Origin of the sequence: Halomonas sp. SpR1, assembly GCF_031010175.1 — a bacterium.
Taxonomy (GTDB): domain Bacteria; phylum Pseudomonadota; class Gammaproteobacteria; order Pseudomonadales; family Halomonadaceae; genus Vreelandella.
The window spans coordinates 55,546-72,971 of sequence record NZ_JAUAMB010000021.1; the positions used below are offsets into that span (position 1 = coordinate 55,546).

The following is a 17,426-nucleotide window of genomic DNA, read 5'->3' on the forward strand; positions in this document are numbered from 1 at the left end:
GCGTTGCCGTGATGAGCGTCTTGTCATGAACTGGTTGTCATAAAGCGTTAAAGCGCAAGGCTTACTATAAGAGCCTTGCGCTTTTTAATTGGATAACAGGTGGTTGAGATGATGGAGCCAACGCAGACACGTGGGCGCATAGGTGAAGTTTTTTGGGCATTTTTAGCGCTGGGCTTAACGTCGTTTGGTGGCCCGGTGGCGCATCTGGGGTATTTTCGTACGGCCTTTGTCGAGCGGCGGCAGTGGTTAACCGAAAGCGCCTACGCTGATCTAGTGGCGCTGTGTCAGTTCTTACCGGGGCCTGCCAGTAGCCAGGTGGGCTTTGCCCTGGGCTTAATGCGTGCGGGGCCTTGGGGCGCGGCCATGGCCTGGCTGGCGTTTACGCTACCTTCGGCGATCATTCTGGTGCTGTTTGCCTTTGGCGCAGCGGTGCTGGATGGCCCCATTGCCAGCGGCATTATTCACGGTTTAAAAGTGGTGGCGGTGGCGATTGTGGCCCACGCAGTGTGGGGCATGGCACGCAACCTCTGTCCGGATAAAACCCGCGCGGGGATCGCGCTTGCGGCGGTATTTACGGTGGTGCTGGTTAGCGGCCCGTTGGGCCAGGTGGCGGCGATTATATTGGGTGGCCTGGTTGGGCTAGCACTTTGTCGCAATAGTACTGCTGCCACAACAAGTGAGTGGCTGCATTTTCGGGTATCCAGCCGGGCAGGTATGGTGGCGTTGGGGCTATTCGGTGGTCTGTTGGTTCTGCTGCCACTACTGGCGGGAGCCGCTGCCTGGCTGGATATTGCCGATGCATTTTACCGCTCCGGCGCGCTGGTGTTTGGCGGTGGGCATGTGGTGCTACCACTGCTCGAAGCCGAGGTGGTGCAATCGGGCTGGATTACCCCGGATGAATTTTTGGCAGGCTATGGCGCAGCGCAGGCGGTGCCGGGCCCGTTATTTACCTTTGCGGCTTATTTAGGCGCGCTGCTGCCCGGTATAAATGCTGTCGCCGGTGCATTGCTGGCACTGCTGGCGATCTTTATCCCCGGCTTTTTGCTGTTAGTCGGCGTGCTGCCGTTTTGGAACCAATTTCGTCAGTGGGAAAGCGCCCAGGCGCTGATGCGTGGTGCCAATGCAGCGGTAGTAGGCATTTTAGGCGCAGCGCTTTATCAGCCGGTGTGGACAAGCGCTATCATTGGTGCAGAAGAGTTTGTGCTGGCGCTCACCGGTTTCTTGCTATTAACCGTTTGGAAACTGCCCGCCTGGGTAGTGGTGGCGCTAGTGGCGGTTGCAGGAGTATTTATTCCTCTTCAGTAGGAGTCGTTGCGTCAAACTACTGGGCATGATGGCTAATAAACCAACGCTTGTGCTGTGTGCGCCTAAAGTTTTACCTACTTAGTGGTTATCTTCTACGCTGGTAAAGGTGCAATTAATGGCAAACGTGGGAGACGTCATTATGACCGACATGGGAGTGTGTGCTTGTACAGGCTGTGAGCATCAGGTTTCCAGCGAGGATGCGGCTATCAGTGAAGGGCGCACCTATTGCTGTACTGCATGTGCCGCTGGTCACCCTGCAGGAAGGGAGTGTATCCATGAGGGGTGTGCCTGCAATGAACTTAACCGACCCCCTGCTGGGGAAGAGGTAATGGAAGAGCCCAGTAATATGCAGTTTTAACCTACTACATCGCTTTACTGTAAAATTGACAAGGAGTCTGCAATGTCTAGACAAGCCCGTATCGAACCCGTTATTGATGCCGATGATCTTAACGAGACTGTCACAGGGTGGCTGGTAATCGATGAGACAGTGCCCGAAAACGAAGTCGTCGTTTCCGAACATACCTCCAAGAAAGAGGCTATTCAGGCTGCAGAGGCGTTAGAGCAGCGCGAAGATTAACGGCTATCTAAATATAAAACGCCTCGCTTAAGCGAGGCGTTGATTGGCTCTCGGCTATGGCGCCTCCAGCTCTAAGGTGCGACGCAGGGCGTTAAGTTCATCCACTCCCAGGTGCTCAAGCCTTCCGGCGAGCAGGTCGCTAATTTTCTGTACGGGAAGCCCTGCCCGGCGGGCAATTTCTCGGCTTCCTAGGTCTGATACGGCGATCAGACGTGTGATAATACGCATTAACCGCGTACGTTTTTCAAGTTCCCTGACGTCGAGGTCAGGGCTGCTTCGCGGAGGATCAAGCTGTTCCGCAGTGGCAGTTGCGCGTGCCGTGCTCATGTGGCTCCATCAGTCTGAAATGACAATCACACAATGCCGCCAACCGGTGCGTATTTCAATGCCTATTTTGATGAAAATTTCACGACCTCGGCAAAGCCCGCAAACGCCGTGGCTCTGGTAGACTATCCGCCTTCCAATTTTGATGTGTGCCTGACGCGGCGCACGCTGTTTTTTAATTCAGTTTCGCTTTTTATAGGCCGTTGGGCCGAGGAGTTTTGCATGTCGTCGAACAGCGCACCCAAGGTGGGCGTGATCATGGGATCCAAATCTGATTGGCCGGTCATGGAGCACGCGGTTTCCATGCTGGAGCGTTTGGGTGTGGCTTATGAAACTCGCGTGGTGTCAGCGCACCGCACGCCTGACCTGCTGTTCGACTATGCCAAGAGTGCTGCCGACCGCGGCTTGCAGGTGATTGTGGCGGGCGCAGGCGGCGCTGCCCACTTGCCGGGTATGGTGGCTTCGCAAACAGCGCTGCCGGTGCTGGGTGTGCCGGTGGAGTCGAAAGCCTTGAAAGGCCTGGATTCGCTGCTCTCGATTGCGCAGATGCCGGGCGGTATCGCGGTGGGTACATTGGCGATCGGCAAAGCGGGTGCTACCAACGCAGGTTTGCTGGCGGCGCAAATTGTCGGCCTGCAAGATGCGGCCGTACGCAGCGCAGTAGAGGCATTTCGCGCTGAGCAAACGCAGAAAGTTCTCGATAACCCGGATCCGCGCCCCGAGCCGGAAGCAGAATAGGGAGTCTGGCCATGAACTCTGGTATTGCAAAGAGCGCCGTTGTCAAAACCGACGTTGTAAAAAACATCGGCGTACTTGGCGCAGGCCAATTAGGGCGTATGTTGGCGCTGGCAGGTTATCCGCTGGGTAATCGCTTCACCTTTCTGGATACTACGGGCAACCCCAGTGCGGGCATCGGCGACGTTATTGTTGATCCCGATAATCAGCACTTGGCTGAGTTTTTAGCCAAGGTTGACGTAGTGACCTACGAGTTTGAGCACTTACCCGTTCAACTGGTGCGTGAAATTGAACAGCACAAGCCGGTCTACCCCAGCAGCCGAGCCATTGAAGTGTGCCAGAACCGGGTCGAAGAGAAGACGCTGTTTGATCGCTTGGGCATCCCTACGCCTGCTTACCGGGTGGTTGAGAGCGCCGAGCAGCTTGAAGCGGCTGCCCGTGAATTGGGTTGCCCGGTGGTGGCCAAGTCGGTCACTGAGGGCTACGACGGCAAAGGCCAGGCGGTCTTGAAGCAGCCTGAACAGGCGGGCGAGGCGTGGAACGCTATCGGTCACGCGCAGTTGGTCGTTGAGGCCTTTGTCGACTTCGTGCGCGAAGTTTCGATGATCGCCGTGCGCGGTCGCGATGGCGAGGTGGTTTTTTACCCCATGGCGGAAAACCAGCACGTCGATGGCATTTTGCGCTACTCGGTGGCGCCGCTGCCGGATCTGGACGCCAGCGTTCAGCAGACCGCTGATGGCTATATTCGTGCTCTGCTCGATGAGTTGGACTATGTAGGCGTGCTGGCGCTAGAGCTGTTTCAAACCCGCGATGGCAGCCTACTGGCTAACGAAATGGCGCCCCGCGTACATAACTCCGGCCATTGGACGATGGACGGCGCAGTGACCAGCCAGTTTGAGAACCACCTGCGTGCGATACAGGGCCTGCCCTTAGGCGATACCCAAGCGATTGCCCCCACCTGCATGATTAATGTGATTGGTCGTGAAGGCGACAACTCGGCGATTCTAGCGCTTGCCAATACGCACCTGCATCGCTACGACAAAGCGGAGCGCGCCGGACGTAAGCTCGCCCACATCAATATCCTCGCGCCTAACCACGCTGAGCTGCTGGAAAAAGTGAACGCCTGCAGCGCCTTACTGCCGGAGGCGCCGTCCCCAGCCTTAAGCTTCTCCATTAAGCAGTAGCGCCACAAGCCGCCTTCTCTAAACTGCACCCCAGCCATTGGATTAACTTCCAAGGGCTGAGGTGTATTTGATTTTAGGTGAGTAGTGAAAGTAGCGTTTTTCAAAATTCATGAAATTTAACAATTCTTGCAGTGCTAAGTATTATTTTTTTATTTATTCTGGCCTCATTAGGTCATCTGATCCTCTTCTTTTGCATATGATCAGTCTAATTTATTTTAGATATTTGAATTTATTGATTTTATAAGTCTTCAACATATTACAAAAAAATATATGGAAGGTTGTGAATGGTTAATTCATCCGACGAGAAAAGCCTTACAAAACGTCTGCGTCACGAAAAAATACGTTTGCTATATGGCAATGTTTGGCAGCCCGTTTTTGCAGGTGTATTAGGCGCTTTTTTATTAGCTTTTCTTATGAAGGAAATGACTAGCTCTGCTGTATTAGTGGGCTGGCTTATCGCGATATTGCTGGTTTATGGGTTACGTTTAAGAATCGCTGTCCACTTTTTACGCGTCTCTTCAGCGGATCAAGAACACCCTCGCTGGCTGCGCTTGTTTGTCATTACGGTATTCCTGACAGGATGCGTATGGGGCACGGGCGGCTTGTTAATGTTTGACGGTGAACGGCCTGCGCAGGCTGCAGCCTTAGCCATTGTTCTAGCAGGTGTGGTGGCGGGGTGCGTGACGATGCTATCTGCTCTATGGTGGATGGTTCTTTTCTTCATACTGCCTATTGCGATTCCACTACAGCTATTATTTATATTTTCTGATACCCCAACACATACCATGATAGGTGTCCTGCTGGGCGTTTTTGTGTTGCTGCTAATCGCTACCAGTCATCGTTTGGGGCACCTCATTCATAATAATATTGAGCTGAATTTGACGATGGCAGCCCGTGAAGTAGAGCTGCTTGAAAGCGAAAATCGGTACCTCTCTATTTTTCAGCACTCTCCGTTAGGCGTGCTGCATTTCGACAAAACAGGCAGCGTTACCGGCTGCAATGAAAACTTATTGAAAATATTGTCCCTTGACCGTTCTAAACTACTGGGATTTTGTATGCAGCACGATGTGGATGCGGATATAGCAGCGGCTGCTCAAAATGCGCTGGATAAAGGTGCCGGATATTATGAGGGCACCCAGTTAATGTCTTGCTTATCCAGCCGTGCGGAGGGTACGCCGGTACGAGCTTTTTTCAACGGAGTGCGTGGCCTTGATGACGAAATTGTGGGCGGCATTGTGATTGTTGAGGATTTCACCGAGCGTAAGCGCAATGAAGAGGTTATTCACCGTCAAGCTTTCTACGATGCGCTCACCGACTTACCCAATCGCCGCCTATTTATCGAACGCCTGGAAACGCTCTGCGACCAAAATCAAACCGAAACGCAGAGCGGCTTACTGATGTTCTTGGATCTGGATCGCTTTAAGTTGATTAACGATACCTGGGGCCACGCTACAGGGGATGACTTATTGGTGCAGGTAGCTCGCCGCCTGGAAGGCTGTCTGAGTGAGGGAGATATGGCTGCTCGTCTCAGCGGCGACGAATTTGTGTTACTAGCGCTGTTGGAAGGGGAGGCAGCGGTGCCACTAGAAGCACGCGCTGAGAGTTATATGCGCAAGGTTCAGCAGGCGCTCTCTCCGCCTTACCGATTGGCAAGCCACGATACGGAGGTAACGCCCAGCATAGGGTATACCTGTTTTACGACCGCAGGCTGTGACCACGAGGAAGTGCTTAAACAGGCGGATATCGCAATGTATCGCGCAAAAACAGAAGGTCGGGCGCGGCTGTGCCGCTATCAACCCTGGATGCGCGATAAGATGCAGTGAGCTGAACGGTTAAGCTAGTTGACCGATCAGCAGTAGCCATAAGGCGATTAATGCAAAGTGGCCAGGGTACCACGCTAACCATAAACGGCGCGGCATAACCAAACTGACAGGTGGGATTCGTTGAGCTGCCCCTGCGGCGAGCAACAGCACGATGACACACGTGCCTACGGTAAACGATTTGGCCATATCAGAGGCATTCATCTGCCCGGCAATCCAGAGTACCGGAAAGGCCGCTAAGCCTGCCCATAAGCGCGCCTGAAAGTGGCTCTCTGCTTGGCTTAGTGCATGCATGGCAAACATTAACAGTGGAATCAGCAACAGTCCGTTGTGACCGTACTCTACCCAAAAGCCGAGCAAGTACCACACCGTAACGCCTACCGCCGCGCCTGCTAACAGCCAGGGTAAACCTAGCGTTTGCTGTTGGTAGTGCTGCCATCCCTGACGTACCAGCGTCCCCAAGGCTAAGCCACTGGCAAGGGTAAAGCAGACGTTGAGGATAAATGCGTCTGATGTACGCGGCATCATCATGTAGGGGAGTTGGGCGACCAGGCCGATAATCAAAATGCGCCGTGAGTAGCGTAAGGGATTGCGGGTATTAAATAGCCCGTGCCAAGCCACCATGGCGGCAAACAGCGGAAAGGCGATACGACCAATGGAAGAGCCTGCCCAGCTTAAATCCCAGTCCCCGGGTAGCACATAGCGAGTAAGGTGATCCACGGTCATGGTGATCAGCGCCAGCCACTGGCCCCAGCCAGTCCAATGGGAAGAAGGGCGAGGGAGAGTACCTGCATGTGGGCTAGTCGAGTGAGCCATAGAACCTCCGTGTTGAATAGGCGCAATGATACACAGACAGAGGTAGCTTTACCTAGTTCACTTAATTGGCTTGGCTCTAAAAGCAAATTACCCCGGCAGTTGCCGGGGTAATAGTCGGGGTGATAGACATCAAGGCTTGCTGTGAGGCTTACTCAGCTTCACCGAAATAACGGTTGTAGATCTCGTCGTAAGTACCGTCTTCCTGTACTTCAGCCAGGGCTTCGTTGAACTTCTCGGCCAGCGCTTCATCGCGTTGACGGAAGGCGATGCCAAAACCGTCACCGAAGTACTCTTTTGGCTCGCTAATACGCTCGCCCACCACTACGTACTCAGCTTCTTCGCTTTCCAGCAGCGTGGACTGGCCAATCGGGAAGTCGAGGAAGACGATGTCCAGACGCTCAGCTTCCATATCCAGCACCATATCGTCGGCGGTGGAGTAGCGGCTAATGTCGGCAACGTCACTGAAGTTGTCGGTGACGTAGTTGTCCTGCAGAGTGCCACGCTGAACGCCAATGGTCATGCCTTCCAGCGTCTCTTTGGTGGCTTCGCTGATACCCAGATCGCTTGCCGCAAACCATGCAGAGGGCATAGTGATGTAAGGGTCAGAGAACAGCACTTGCTCACGACGTTCGTCGTTAATGGTCATTGACGACATGATGGCGTCGTAGTTGCGCGACATTAGGCCAGGAATAATGCCGTCCCACTCCTGCTCAACCCATTCGCAGGTAACGCCCATGCGGTCACATAGCTCGTTACCCAGATCGATGTCAAAACCGGTAAGTTCGCCTTCAGCGGTGCGGAACTCCATAGGCTCGTAAGGAACGTCCACGCCAATGCGTACATTGTCGTAATCACGCGCCTGTGCCGAGGATGCGGCAGCGACTGCCAAGCCTAACAGCGAAAGAGATAGTAGTTTTTTCATCTTATTACTCCGTAGAAAGCGGGTTCACTTAAAAGTGATTCCCGTTTTTAACTGACAAATAGTTGTTAGCCGACAATTAAACTAACCCAGGTTGGCGTTGACGAAAAGGGGACGTTACGTTGTGAACCAACGTTTGTTTGACGCTTGCACTGTTTTTCCATGATCAACCGGTTTCCCCATGCTTAAGCATCTTGCGGCCGTAGATGCGCCAGCAACTTTTTTTCCAGATAGCGAAAGAAGAACAAGATCGCGAACGTTAAGCACAGATAGATGGCGGCTACGAATAAAAACGCTTCGAACGGCGCGTAGTAGCGGGCGTAGACAAAGCGAGCAGCGCCGGTGAGATCCATCAGCGTGACCACGCTGGCAATCGCGCTGGCGTGAAGCATGAAGATCACTTCGTTGCCGTAGGCGGGTAGGGCGCGGCGAAAGGCGCTGGGTAAGATGATTCGGCGCATCATCAAGCTCTGCGACATGCCATAAGCGCGGGCGGCTTCAATCTCGCCCTTAGCCGTGGCTTTAATGGCGCCACGGAAAATTTCGGTGGTGTAGGCGGCGGTATTCAGCGTGAAGGCTATCAGCGCTGGATAGAAGGCTTCACGCAGCACTGGCCATAAAAAACTCTCTTGGATGCCATCAACAAAGACGACGCCGTAATAGATGATATAGAGCTGAATCAACAGCGGTGTGCCACGAAATACATAGGTATAGAGATAAACCGGCAGGCTAATCCATTTATGCTTGGAGCTGCGCATAATGGCCAGCGGCACGGCAAGAATTAATCCTGCCACAAGCGATAAAAATACCAGTTGCGTAGTCGTGACCAAGCCTTCCCAGTAGTACCCCAGTGTATTGGCGGTGAAAATCGTATTGCCAGCGAGAAGGTCATTGAACCAAGTGGAAATATCGAGCATATCACTGACCTCCAAAGCCGATGTCGTAGTGTTTCTGCAGGCGCGCGAAAATCCATTCAGACACGCTGGCGATGAGCAGGTACGCTACGGCGACGGGGAGCAAAAAGGTAAACGGCTCGTGGGTCGCCCGCGAGGCTTCCGCGGCCACACGCACCATATCGGTTAAGCCAATGACCGACACCAGTGCGGTGGTTTTGAGCAGTACCATCCAGTTATTAGATAACCCCGGCAGCGCATGGCGCATCATTTGCGGAAAGCGGATGCGACGAAATACGAGGCCATTGCTCATTCCGTAGGCTTTGCCCGCTTCAATCTGGCCGTTATCCACCGCCATAAAGGCGCCCCTGAAGGTTTCTCCCATATAGGCGCCGAAGATAAAACCAATGGTCAGTACGCCTGCAGCGAAGGCATTGAAGTTAATGTAAATATCGATGTCGTAGCTGTAATAGAGCATGTCGCTGATGGCGTTAACACCAATCTGGCCGCCAAAAAACAGTAGCATCATCAAGACGAGATCCGGCACGCCGCGAATCAGCGTGGTGTAAACCGTCGCCGTGCGTCTTAAAAACCAGTTGCGCGACATTTTCGCACTGGCGGTCAGTAGCCCCAAAATAATCGCCAGAATCAGCGACAGCACTGCTAATTGGACGGTAACGCCAGCCCCCTCGATCAGCCGGGGACCATAACCTTGCAAATCAATCATGGTAAGCCTCGCGGATCAGTATTTAGGTGCCAGGAACTGCTGCAGACGCGGTGATTGCGGGTTGCCTAGTACTTGCGCTGGGGGGCCGGCTTCTTCCACTAAGCCTTGGTGAAGGTAAATCACTTGGCTGGAGACATCCCGAGCAAATCCCATCTCGTGGGTCACCACTACCATGGTGCGGCCCTCTTCAGCGAGGCCGTGCATGACTTTCAACACATCACCGACCAGTTCTGGGTCAAGGGCAGAGGTGGGCTCGTCAAACAGCATCACTTCCGGATCCATCGCCAGAGCGCGAGCGATCGCACCGCGCTGCTGCTGGCCGCCGGACATCTGGGCAGGGTAGGCGTTGGCCCGGGCGGTTAAACCAACCCGATCAAGCAGTGCGTGAGCCTGTTCCAAGGCTTCTTTTTTAGGTTTTTTCAGCACATGAATCGGCGCTTCGATGATGTTCTCTAGCAGCGTCATATGCGCCCACAAGTTAAAGCTCTGGAACACCATGGAGAGCTTGGCGCGCATTTGTACTACCTGCTTCCAATCTTCGGGCTCGCGACCGTGTCGAGTGGTTTTAAAGCGAATGGGTTCGCCATGGACAATGAGGTCGCCATCATCGGGCTGTTCCAGCAAGTTCATGCAGCGCAAAAAAGTACTTTTACCCGATCCAGAGGCACCAATCAGGGTAATCACATCGCCCTTTTGGGCTTGCAGTGAGAGACCTTTCAGAACTTCCGTATCGCCAAAGCGTTTTTTAATATTACGCACTTCAAGGGGAGTAGGCGTAGCGGCCATATCATTGGCTCCAGTACAGAGTTGCCGCAGCAACATATGGGTTTGATGCGGCTGGCGCGAAAAAAGGGGCGATTCTATCAGGCTGGGCGCATTATGCGCGCTTTCCTTATAACATTATGCACTCGACGATAGTCGAATCGACGTCGAGTGGCCTGTTATCGCCTCACCATTATTATTGTCTTAGCTAAAGCAGTTCCGGCTTGGGGGTTAAGCGATAGGTGCCACCAACAGCGCGGCGCGTGCGCCCACTTCAACCTGGGCATTGGGAAACACTACATGAAGAGGGGTATCGCCTACCCGGAATTCACCCGCCTCAGCGTCCTGGGCCAGCAGTGTGCCTGGCTCAAAACGACTGAAGTTTGCCGTCTCCTCGGGAAAACAGAGTGTGAAGTCATCTGAGTGACGTATTAACTCGTGTTGAACCTGGAAAAACTGCATTTGCGTGGCGGGCTGGCTGGGTGGCGTGTGTCCTTCACTAAGCGTGGCGATTAGCGTACGCATCGGTTGTAATGATGCCATATCGTTGTGGCCAAAAGGGGCTACTCGGCCCAGCTCAAAGGTAAATGCCTGGGCGCCGTGATAGTGTTTACTGTAGTGGGAGAATGTCCAACTGTGCTGGTGTTGATGCAGCACTGCCTGCATATCCGCTGCCGCCAGCCAGCCCCACTGCTCGGCAGCGGTGGAGGATTCGGCAAAGGGTTCTACGACGAAACGGGGGTAACGGCTCTCCCGAATCGCGGTATGCAGGTCGTAATGCAGTTTGGGTAGCTGGGCATGGCGGGCATAAAAGCCATCCACGGCGGCCATTAATTCCCTGGCGCGATCCGGCTCCTCGCCCTTGGCGGTCAGTTCGCGGCGAAATAGCCGGTTTAAATTGGTGGTAAGAAACCGTTGCTGCGCTTTAAGCGCGGGTAGGTTGCCTAAAATCACCAGAACGGGCGCGCCGAGCGATATGCTGCCTGCTTCCACGCCGCTTAACCATTCACCTACCAGTTCAACCGGCGCAGTCTCATTACCATGGATCGCCGCTGAAAAAATGCACGCGTGAGCGCCCTGGCTTGCCGTGTTGGGGGAGAGTTCCAAAATACCAGGCGCATGCAAATGGTAAGTGCCGCTTGCGAAGACGCCGTGGCTGGCGGTGGGGAGCTGCCCGTCAAGCGACCAGTCGAGCCATTGGCCTAGCATTATCGCTCCTTAGTCTCTATTTTCAGTATCATTGTCAGGATCAGAGTGAGCCTAGCATCACCACGCTAACCCTTTGTCACAAGCCAGTAGGTCGTTCGCGTGTAAAAGCCCAGTATATTCATGAAAAAGCGTATTCATGAAGCAAGCGATATCTCAACGTGGCCTTAAGTTGCTAGCAACAAAAAAGCGCCCATGGGATGCATGGACGCTTTGCAATTGGGTTACTAAGATTACGCTGAGCGCTGACGCTGCATCTCTTCTTGATACTCGCTGGCGAGCGCCGTCTTCTGTTTATCTTGCAGGCCCCGGCCCGCCAATTGGAAAACCTCTTGCTCCTCTTCATCCAGGTGATGGGTGACTAATTCCTGAAGCTGCTTGGCGTGGGTGAGCCAATGAGTTGCACTGTAGTCGGTTTCATCGAGCAGTTCTAAAAGCTCATCAATTTCATGATGTTCAGCAACGCTATGGCGGGCTTTTTCCTGAGTTAGGTCAATCGTCATCAGCGGGATGTAGAACGCCCGCTCTTCGGCAGCGGCGTGATAGTGCAGTTCGGCACGAACCTGCTGATATAGGTTATCGCGCTCGTCGCTGTCTCCATGTGTTTCAACCAAGCGAGCGAGTAGGTCGCGCTGGATATCGTGATCCTTGCGCAGGGCTTCAAAAATCGTCATTCCAGACTCCTTGGATACGTTTGATATAGGCAAGTCAAAAGCTAGTGGTGGTTGGCGTAAAGTGCAAGGCGGCGTTCGTCGATGAAATCGACGCCCACGGACGAAAACATTCGCTTTTTTCTATGCTTGAGTGCGCTATGTTGTTTGTACTACTTATTGGGCGACGCCCATTGCACGATTCATGATCGCACTACTTATAAGTGAAGGAGAGAGCAATGACGAAGGTACTGGTACTTTATTATTCCATGTATGGCCATATTGATACGCTGGCCCATGCCGTGGCAGAAGGCGCAAAGGGTGTGAGCGGCGTCGAAGTCACCGTTAAGCGCGTGCCGGAAACCATGCCTGACGAAGCGTTTAAAAACGCGGGAGGCAAGCAGGACTACGATACACCGGAAGCGACGCCTCAAGAGCTTGCCGATTACGATGCGATCATCTTCGGTACCCCCACCCGTTTTGGTAATATGGCCGGCCAAATGCGTACCTTCCTGGATCAAACCGGCGGTCTTTGGGCGAATGGCGCACTGCGTGGCAAAGTAGCCAGTGTGTTTACCTCTACCGGTACTGGCGGCGGCGATGAAATGACGATCACCTCTACCTGGACCACACTGGCCCACCACGGCATGATCATTGTGCCGATTGGCTACGGCCTTGAAGAGCAGTTTGATATTTCTAAAGTGAGCGGTGGCACGCCGTACGGCGCCGCAACGCTGGCCGGTGGCGATGGTTCGCGCCAACCTGACGAGCGCGAGCTTAAAATTGCCCGTTTCCAGGGCGAGTTGGTGGCTAAAACGGCGGCTAAACTGGCCAGTTAATCAGGTTCACTAGCCAAGTCAGTCATAGACAAGTTAGCCATGCAAAAGCCTCGCTGGATATTTCCGGCGAGGCTTTTTTGGGACTGCGGTATTGGAGATGGGATTATAGTTATAGTCTTACTACGCTCCGCGTGCCGCCGTGTAAATTGTGTAGACGGATTGGCTGGCCGTCATAAATAGCCGATTGCGGCCCTTGCCCGCGAAACACACGTTTGAGCAGACCTCAGGCAGCAATATTCTCCCCAGCAGAGTGCCTTCCGGTGAGAAGACCACTACCCCGTCGATACCTTCGCCACCATTGGCACTTGACCAGATATTGCCATCCTCGTCGCAGGTCATGCCATCGAAAATAGTGTCTTCGCTGGTCACGATTACTTGTCGATCGCTGACACTGCGGCCGTCTTCACCCAGCGACCAGCGAATGATTCGCGCGGGCTCTTCGAAATGGGTGGGGGCACTGTCGCTGGCGTAGAACCCCTCACCATCCGGTGTTAGTACAATACCGTTTGGCTTATAAATATCGTCGGTCAGCATGATGGGCTCATCCAGGCTGTCATCGACGTAATAGATTGCCGTTTCTAACTCCAGGTCGCGTTTTTTGCCTTCGTAGTCGAAGTGAGCCCCATAGCCTGGATCGGTGAAAATCACACCACCCGAGGGCAGTGCCACCACGTCATTGGGGGCATTGAGCGGTTTGCCCTGATAGCGCTCGGCGAGCACCGTGGTGCTGCCGTCCCACTCGTAGCGCAGAACGCGTGAGGGGTAGTGTTCGCAAGCAATTAGCCGCCCCTGATGGTCGAAGGTATTACCGTTAGAGTGGCCGACATTGTCTCTCAAAACGCTGACTTGGCCAGTGGATTCGTCCCAACGCATCTGTTTGGCACGGGGTATGTCGCTGAAAACGACATAACGACCTACGGCGTTCCATGCTGGCCCCTCTGTCCACAGACCTCCGCTCCAGTGGCGCTCTAAAGGACTATTAAAAATCATGTAATCACTAAAGCGGGAGTCTTCGACTTTCCAGGCATCGATTGGGTATCGTTCCGGGGTGGAACCTTGTGAGCTCTGCAAGGCAAAAAGCTGGGGCGATGTGCCAACAGCGGCCAGGGCGGCCGATGCCGAAAGGAACTGACGGCGTCCAAGTTTCATAGCATTGTCCTGATGGTTGTTTGTTGTTTCGTCATGGATGTTGTTATGAGCGAAATGAAACTGATGTTTCTTCCACCCTCAGGACAAATGTAGAACATAAGAGATCAAAAAACATACATTGGCTGTCCGGTAGGGTTCAACCGGACAGCCAAGCGCTATGGCATAGGGGTGTCAGTGCAAAATAGCTTCGGCAATCGCCTTGCCTAGGCTCGCCGTGGTGCCTTCCCCACCCACATCACGGGTGAGTACATTGGCATCTCCTTCGCTTAACACTTTTTCAATGGCCGTCACCATTGCATCACCGGCTTCTTTATAGCCGAGGTGCTCCAGCATCATGGCGCCTGACCAGATCTGACCGATGGGGTTGGCGATGCCTTTGCCGGCGATATCCGGCGCGCTGCCGTGTACGGGTTCAAACAGGCTGGGAAAGTTGCCTTCGGGGTTGATATTGGCTGAAGGGGCGATGCCGATGGTTCCGGTGCAAGCGGGGCCCAGGTCGGAGAGAATATCGCCGAACAGGTTGCTGCCCACCACCACATCAAACCAATCGGGGTGGAGAACGAAGTTGGCGGTCAGAATATCGATATGGAATTTATCTACCGCAATCTCTGGGTAACCCTTGGCCATTTCGACCACCCGCTCATCCCAGTAGGGCATGGTGATAGAGATGCCGTTGGACTTGGTCGCGGAGGTGAGCTTTTTACGCGGGCGGGTTTGGGCCAGCTCAAAGGCGTACTTCAGTACCCGGTCAACGCCCGTGCGGGTCATGACGGTGTCTTGAATCACCACTTCCCGGTCAGTGCCTTCAAACATCTTGCCGCCAACGCTGGAGTACTCGCCTTCGGTGTTTTCACGTACCACGTAAAAGTCGATATCGCCGGGTTTGCGGCCTGCCAGCGGGCTTTTAATGCCGGGCATGAGCTTACAGGGGCGCAGGTTGATGTACTGATCAAAGCGGCGCCGGAACTGCAGCAGCGAGCCCCATAGAGAAATATGGTCGGGCACTTTATCCGGCCAGCCCACTGCGCCATAAAATAGTGCATCGAAGCCTTTTAACTGCTCGAACCAATCATCCGGCAACATTTTGCCGTGCTCGAGATAGTAGTCGCAGCTACCAAACTCAAAGGTGGTGAACTCAAGGTCAATATTAAACTGCTTGGCGGTGGCCTCAAGCGCGCGAACGCCTTCGGGCATCACTTCGGTGCCGATGCCGTCACCGGCGATAATGGCGATACGGTGGGTCATAGTGGTTCCTTATCTTGTTAGTTGCTTGGCATGCTTGTGAATCGTGAATCGTGAATCGTGAATCGTGAATAGAGTGTAGCGGCTATTTTGGCGGAGATAATCAGGCTACTATTCAAGTTATTGTTGCGTGAAAGTGCAGAATGACTGAGGAGCGATATGGCGCACCTGGATGATTTGGCTTTTTTTCAGCATTTGGCTCGAGCGGGGAGTTTAACGGCGACCGCCCGTGAGCTGGGGCTGTCGCTCTCGGCGGTAAGCAAACGGCTGAAGCAGTTGGAAGCGCGCCTGGGAGTGGAGTTGGCGGCTCGCACTACGCGGCGGTTAACGCTCACCGCAGAGGGGGAGCGCTATCTTGCCCGTGGTGCGCTGATTTTAGATGAGCTGGATGAGCTGGAAAATTCATTGGGAGAGGGGGCCAATCAAGCGCTTAGCGGGCGTTTGCGCGTTAACGCCACCTTTGGCTTTGGCCGCCGCCATATCGCGCCACTGCTATCGCGCTTTTGCGCCGATCACCCTGAGGTGGAAGGGTGGTTAGAGTTAACCAATTTTCCATTAAATCTGAGTGATCACGGCTTCGATATTGGCATTCGCGTGGGTGAGCCACCGGAGTCGCGCTTGGTCGCTCGGCGTATTCTGGCCAATCGGCGGGTGCTCTGCGCGTCGCCTGCCTACATTGCCCAGGCGCCACCTCTGCAAGTACCGACAGATTTACAGCAGCATGCCTGTTTAGTCATTCGCGAGAACGACAGCGATTTCCCGCTTTGGCGCTTTGAACAAGTCGCTCAATCTGCAAAAGGGCTATCTGGGCAGACACAGTCGATAAAGGTCAGCGGTCGTCTAGCCAGCAACGATGGCGAAGTGATTACCCGCTTAGCCCTGGACGGCCATGGGGTCATGCTGCGCTCCTGGTGGGACGTCAACGAGCACCTTGCCAGTGGCGCATTGGTAGCGCTGTTGCCAGGCTGGCAGGGGGTGCGGGCAGATTTTTATGCGGTGTTTGAGCAACGCCGCCATGTGCCTGCCCGGCTGCGTGTCTTTATTGACTATGTTCAGCGTGAGATAGCGGGGCGGGTGCCGAGATTGCCGGAAGGAAGCTAACCAGAAGCTACTTATCGGCTAGGACAAGCCTCGCCTTGGTTAACATCAATCAGCTCTTCAGTAGGAAAATCCAGCGCGGCTGCTCGCTGACGCAGGCGGTCTTCTGTCGCGCTATCCATTTCCGCTGTGCGTGAGAGTATCCACAGGTAGTCGCGGTTAGGGCCTGCCACCAATGCCCATTGGTACTCCTCATCCAGCTCAAGGACGTTATAGCCGCCGTAAAAGGGGCCAAAGAAGCTTACCTTTAAGCGCCCAACGCTTTCATGGCCAATAAAGTAGGCGCGGCCTTCTGCTTCATCCCACGCTTGCTCTTCAAGGTTGTAACCGCGGTTGATCACTCGCACACCGCCGTCATCGCGCAGGCTGTAAGTAGCAGTAACGCAATCAAGGCCGCGTTCAAAGGAGTGATCCAGACGGGCAATTTCGAACCACTCACCCAGGTAGCGATCTAGCTCAAAACCTGAGACTGGCTGCGTGCCTTCCGGGATGCCAGTGCAGCCGGTGAGTAGGGCCATACTAACGATGCTGCTTCCTAGCAGTGTTTTCATTAACGCGCTCCTTGGCGATGAACTATGGTGGGCTATGAACTGTAGGCGATGCACTGTGGGCGATGGACTATGGTAAATGCTATTGGTGGCTATTTTGACATACAAAAAGAGCACACTGGTGGTGAAGTGTTTTCGTTTGCATAACAAATAAAGGAGTGTGTATGTGGTACCAACAAGAGATCCATTTGCCTGAGATGGCGCGCGGCTTTCATTTGATTACGAATGATGTAGCCCGCGCGCTGCCATGCTTATGCGACTGCCATATTGGCATGCTGCATTTGCAACTGATGCACACCTCTGCCTCGTTAACGCTCAATGAGAATACTGATCCGGATGTGCGCCACGATTTAGATGCGTTTCTGCGTCGTCTGGTACCCGAAGATTTGCCCTATTTTCGCCATACCCTGGAAGGGCCTGATGATATGCCGGCCCATGTGGCCGCCAGCTTGCTGGGTACTCAGCTAACGTTAGCGGTACGCGACGGCCGCTTGGCCTTAGGTACTTGGCAGGGGATATGGTTGGGGGAGCATCGCAATCAAGCCGGGCCAAGAAGGTTACTGGCCACCCTAAACGGGTGCGATGCTCGCTAACCCGAGACGCCAACTCTAGGCAGCGTTGCTGTATAATAA

20 protein-coding genes are annotated in these 17,426 nt (G+C 54.0%); 9 read left to right on the forward strand and 11 right to left on the reverse strand.

Going from position 1 to position 17,426, the window contains the following annotated elements; all coding sequences use genetic code 11:
• Positions 1-108 precede the first annotated feature (108 nt).
• From chrA to QT231_RS15145, 3 genes are all read left to right on the forward strand, one after another.
• The gene (chrA, locus tag QT231_RS15135) at positions 109-1,305 is read left to right on the forward strand and encodes a chromate efflux transporter (protein WP_308337682.1); all 1,197 of its coding nucleotides are present in this window, start codon (positions 109-111) and stop codon (positions 1,303-1,305) included.
• A 115-nt stretch (positions 1,306-1,420) separates the two neighbouring features.
• Positions 1,421-1,663, forward strand: a complete 243-nt coding sequence (locus QT231_RS15140; RefSeq protein WP_308337683.1) for a hypothetical protein — start codon at positions 1,421-1,423, stop codon at positions 1,661-1,663.
• Between the two features lie 42 nt (positions 1,664-1,705).
• Positions 1,706-1,882 (forward strand): hypothetical protein, encoded by a 177-nt coding sequence (locus QT231_RS15145; RefSeq protein ID WP_308337684.1) that lies wholly within the window; start codon positions 1,706-1,708, stop codon positions 1,880-1,882.
• Positions 1,883-1,936: 54 nt separating this feature from the next.
• Here the strand turns inward: QT231_RS15145 and QT231_RS15150 are convergent, their stop codons facing one another.
• Positions 1,937-2,209 carry an XRE family transcriptional regulator gene (locus QT231_RS15150; RefSeq protein ID WP_308337685.1) on the reverse strand — a complete coding sequence of 91 codons (273 nt, stop codon included), beginning with the start codon at positions 2,207-2,209 and terminating at the stop codon, positions 1,937-1,939.
• A 219-nt stretch (positions 2,210-2,428) separates the two neighbouring features.
• Here QT231_RS15150 and purE point away from each other — a divergent pair, with 219 nt between their 5' ends.
• From purE to QT231_RS15165, 3 genes are all read left to right on the forward strand, one after another.
• A complete protein-coding gene (gene purE, locus QT231_RS15155) occupies positions 2,429-2,944 on the forward strand; it encodes a 5-(carboxyamino)imidazole ribonucleotide mutase (RefSeq protein WP_308337686.1) in 516 nt (171 codons plus the stop codon).
• Between the two features lie 11 nt (positions 2,945-2,955).
• Positions 2,956-4,125, forward strand: coding sequence for a 5-(carboxyamino)imidazole ribonucleotide synthase (locus QT231_RS15160; RefSeq protein ID WP_308337687.1), 1,170 nt, complete (start codon positions 2,956-2,958; stop codon positions 4,123-4,125).
• 422 nt (positions 4,126-4,547) lie between these two features.
• Positions 4,548-5,948: a sensor domain-containing diguanylate cyclase gene (locus QT231_RS15165; RefSeq protein WP_308337688.1), complete on the forward strand. Its 1,401-nt coding sequence runs from the start codon at positions 4,548-4,550 to the stop codon at positions 5,946-5,948.
• A 9-nt stretch (positions 5,949-5,957) separates the two neighbouring features.
• On the opposite strand, the gene QT231_RS15170 is transcribed toward QT231_RS15165, so the two are convergent.
• The 7 genes from QT231_RS15170 to QT231_RS15200 form a co-directional block, all read right to left on the reverse strand.
• Positions 5,958-6,761, reverse strand: coding sequence for a TraX family protein (locus tag QT231_RS15170; RefSeq protein WP_308337689.1), 804 nt, complete (start codon positions 6,759-6,761; stop codon positions 5,958-5,960).
• Between the two features lie 148 nt (positions 6,762-6,909).
• The gene (locus tag QT231_RS15175; RefSeq protein ID WP_308337690.1) at positions 6,910-7,683 is read right to left on the reverse strand and encodes a transporter substrate-binding domain-containing protein; all 774 of its coding nucleotides are present in this window, start codon (positions 7,681-7,683) and stop codon (positions 6,910-6,912) included.
• 182 nt (positions 7,684-7,865) lie between these two features.
• Positions 7,866-8,597, reverse strand: coding sequence for an ABC transporter permease (locus tag QT231_RS15180; RefSeq protein WP_308337691.1), 732 nt, complete (start codon positions 8,595-8,597; stop codon positions 7,866-7,868).
• A gap of 1 nt (position 8,598) precedes the next feature.
• Positions 8,599-9,300 carry an ABC transporter permease gene (locus QT231_RS15185; RefSeq protein ID WP_308337692.1) on the reverse strand — a complete coding sequence of 234 codons (702 nt, stop codon included), beginning with the start codon at positions 9,298-9,300 and terminating at the stop codon, positions 8,599-8,601.
• A 15-nt stretch (positions 9,301-9,315) separates the two neighbouring features.
• A complete protein-coding gene (locus QT231_RS15190; protein ID WP_308337693.1) occupies positions 9,316-10,086 on the reverse strand; it encodes an ATP-binding cassette domain-containing protein in 771 nt (256 codons plus the stop codon).
• Between the two features lie 207 nt (positions 10,087-10,293).
• Entirely contained in the window at positions 10,294-11,271 is a 978-nt protein-coding gene (locus QT231_RS15195; RefSeq protein WP_308337694.1) for a succinylglutamate desuccinylase, read from the reverse strand.
• 230 nt (positions 11,272-11,501) lie between these two features.
• Positions 11,502-11,942, reverse strand: a complete 441-nt coding sequence (locus QT231_RS15200; RefSeq protein ID WP_308337695.1) for a hemerythrin domain-containing protein — start codon at positions 11,940-11,942, stop codon at positions 11,502-11,504.
• A 215-nt stretch (positions 11,943-12,157) separates the two neighbouring features.
• On the opposite strand from QT231_RS15200, the gene wrbA reads away from it, so the two are divergent.
• Entirely contained in the window at positions 12,158-12,757 is a 600-nt protein-coding gene (gene wrbA, locus QT231_RS15205) for an NAD(P)H:quinone oxidoreductase (protein ID WP_308337696.1), read from the forward strand.
• Positions 12,758-12,877: 120 nt separating this feature from the next.
• On the opposite strand, the gene QT231_RS15210 is transcribed toward wrbA, so the two are convergent.
• On the reverse strand, positions 12,878-13,906 hold the full coding sequence (locus QT231_RS15210; RefSeq protein WP_308337697.1) for an SMP-30/gluconolactonase/LRE family protein: 1,029 nt from the start codon (positions 13,904-13,906) through the stop codon (positions 12,878-12,880).
• A 171-nt stretch (positions 13,907-14,077) separates the two neighbouring features.
• Complete coding sequence (locus QT231_RS15215; protein WP_308337698.1) at positions 14,078-15,151, reverse strand: tartrate dehydrogenase; 1,074 nt, start codon at positions 15,149-15,151, stop codon at positions 14,078-14,080.
• Between the two features lie 156 nt (positions 15,152-15,307).
• Here QT231_RS15215 and QT231_RS15220 point away from each other — a divergent pair, with 156 nt between their 5' ends.
• Positions 15,308-16,249 carry a LysR family transcriptional regulator gene (locus QT231_RS15220; protein ID WP_308337699.1) on the forward strand — a complete coding sequence of 314 codons (942 nt, stop codon included), beginning with the start codon at positions 15,308-15,310 and terminating at the stop codon, positions 16,247-16,249.
• Between the two features lie 11 nt (positions 16,250-16,260).
• Here the strand turns inward: QT231_RS15220 and QT231_RS15225 are convergent, their stop codons facing one another.
• On the reverse strand, positions 16,261-16,797 hold the full coding sequence (locus QT231_RS15225) for a lipocalin family protein (RefSeq protein ID WP_374694403.1): 537 nt from the start codon (positions 16,795-16,797) through the stop codon (positions 16,261-16,263).
• Positions 16,798-16,958: 161 nt separating this feature from the next.
• On the opposite strand from QT231_RS15225, the gene QT231_RS15230 reads away from it, so the two are divergent.
• Complete coding sequence (locus QT231_RS15230; RefSeq protein WP_308337700.1) at positions 16,959-17,387, forward strand: secondary thiamine-phosphate synthase enzyme YjbQ; 429 nt, start codon at positions 16,959-16,961, stop codon at positions 17,385-17,387.
• Positions 17,388-17,426 lie beyond the last annotated feature (39 nt).

What these genes read in the sequence shown, in the direction of transcription:
- QT231_RS15170 (WP_308337689.1), bottom strand. Translation starts at nt 6,761, where the DNA reads ATGGCTCACTCGACTAGCCCACATGCAGGTACTCTCCCTCGCCCTTCT.
- QT231_RS15150 (WP_308337685.1), bottom strand. Translation starts at nt 2,209, where the DNA reads ATGAGCACGGCACGCGCAACTGCCACTGCGGAACAGCTTGATCCTCCG.
- QT231_RS15230 (WP_308337700.1), top strand. Translation starts at nt 16,959, where the DNA reads ATGTGGTACCAACAAGAGATCCATTTGCCTGAGATGGCGCGCGGCTTT.
- QT231_RS15165 (WP_308337688.1), top strand. Translation starts at nt 4,548, where the DNA reads ATGACTAGCTCTGCTGTATTAGTGGGCTGGCTTATCGCGATATTGCTG.
- QT231_RS15200 (WP_308337695.1), bottom strand. Translation starts at nt 11,942, where the DNA reads ATGACGATTTTTGAAGCCCTGCGCAAGGATCACGATATCCAGCGCGAC.
- QT231_RS15195 (WP_308337694.1), bottom strand. Translation starts at nt 11,271, where the DNA reads ATGCTAGGCCAATGGCTCGACTGGTCGCTTGACGGGCAGCTCCCCACC.
- QT231_RS15185 (WP_308337692.1), bottom strand. Translation starts at nt 9,300, where the DNA reads ATGATTGATTTGCAAGGTTATGGTCCCCGGCTGATCGAGGGGGCTGGC.
- QT231_RS15190 (WP_308337693.1), bottom strand. Translation starts at nt 10,086, where the DNA reads ATGGCCGCTACGCCTACTCCCCTTGAAGTGCGTAATATTAAAAAACGC.
- QT231_RS15225 (WP_374694403.1), bottom strand. Translation starts at nt 16,797, where the DNA reads ATGAAAACACTGCTAGGAAGCAGCATCGTTAGTATGGCCCTACTCACC.
- QT231_RS15145 (WP_308337684.1), top strand. Translation starts at nt 1,706, where the DNA reads ATGTCTAGACAAGCCCGTATCGAACCCGTTATTGATGCCGATGATCTT.
- QT231_RS15220 (WP_308337699.1), top strand. Translation starts at nt 15,308, where the DNA reads ATGGCGCACCTGGATGATTTGGCTTTTTTTCAGCATTTGGCTCGAGCG.
- QT231_RS15210 (WP_308337697.1), bottom strand. Translation starts at nt 13,906, where the DNA reads ATGAAACTTGGACGCCGTCAGTTCCTTTCGGCATCGGCCGCCCTGGCC.
- QT231_RS15180 (WP_308337691.1), bottom strand. Translation starts at nt 8,597, where the DNA reads ATGCTCGATATTTCCACTTGGTTCAATGACCTTCTCGCTGGCAATACG.
- QT231_RS15175 (WP_308337690.1), bottom strand. Translation starts at nt 7,683, where the DNA reads ATGAAAAAACTACTATCTCTTTCGCTGTTAGGCTTGGCAGTCGCTGCC.
- QT231_RS15160 (WP_308337687.1), top strand. Translation starts at nt 2,956, where the DNA reads ATGAACTCTGGTATTGCAAAGAGCGCCGTTGTCAAAACCGACGTTGTA.
- QT231_RS15140 (WP_308337683.1), top strand. Translation starts at nt 1,421, where the DNA reads ATGGCAAACGTGGGAGACGTCATTATGACCGACATGGGAGTGTGTGCT.
- wrbA (WP_308337696.1), top strand. Translation starts at nt 12,158, where the DNA reads ATGACGAAGGTACTGGTACTTTATTATTCCATGTATGGCCATATTGAT.
- purE (WP_308337686.1), top strand. Translation starts at nt 2,429, where the DNA reads ATGTCGTCGAACAGCGCACCCAAGGTGGGCGTGATCATGGGATCCAAA.
- chrA (WP_308337682.1), top strand. Translation starts at nt 109, where the DNA reads ATGATGGAGCCAACGCAGACACGTGGGCGCATAGGTGAAGTTTTTTGG.
- QT231_RS15215 (WP_308337698.1), bottom strand. Translation starts at nt 15,151, where the DNA reads ATGACCCACCGTATCGCCATTATCGCCGGTGACGGCATCGGCACCGAA.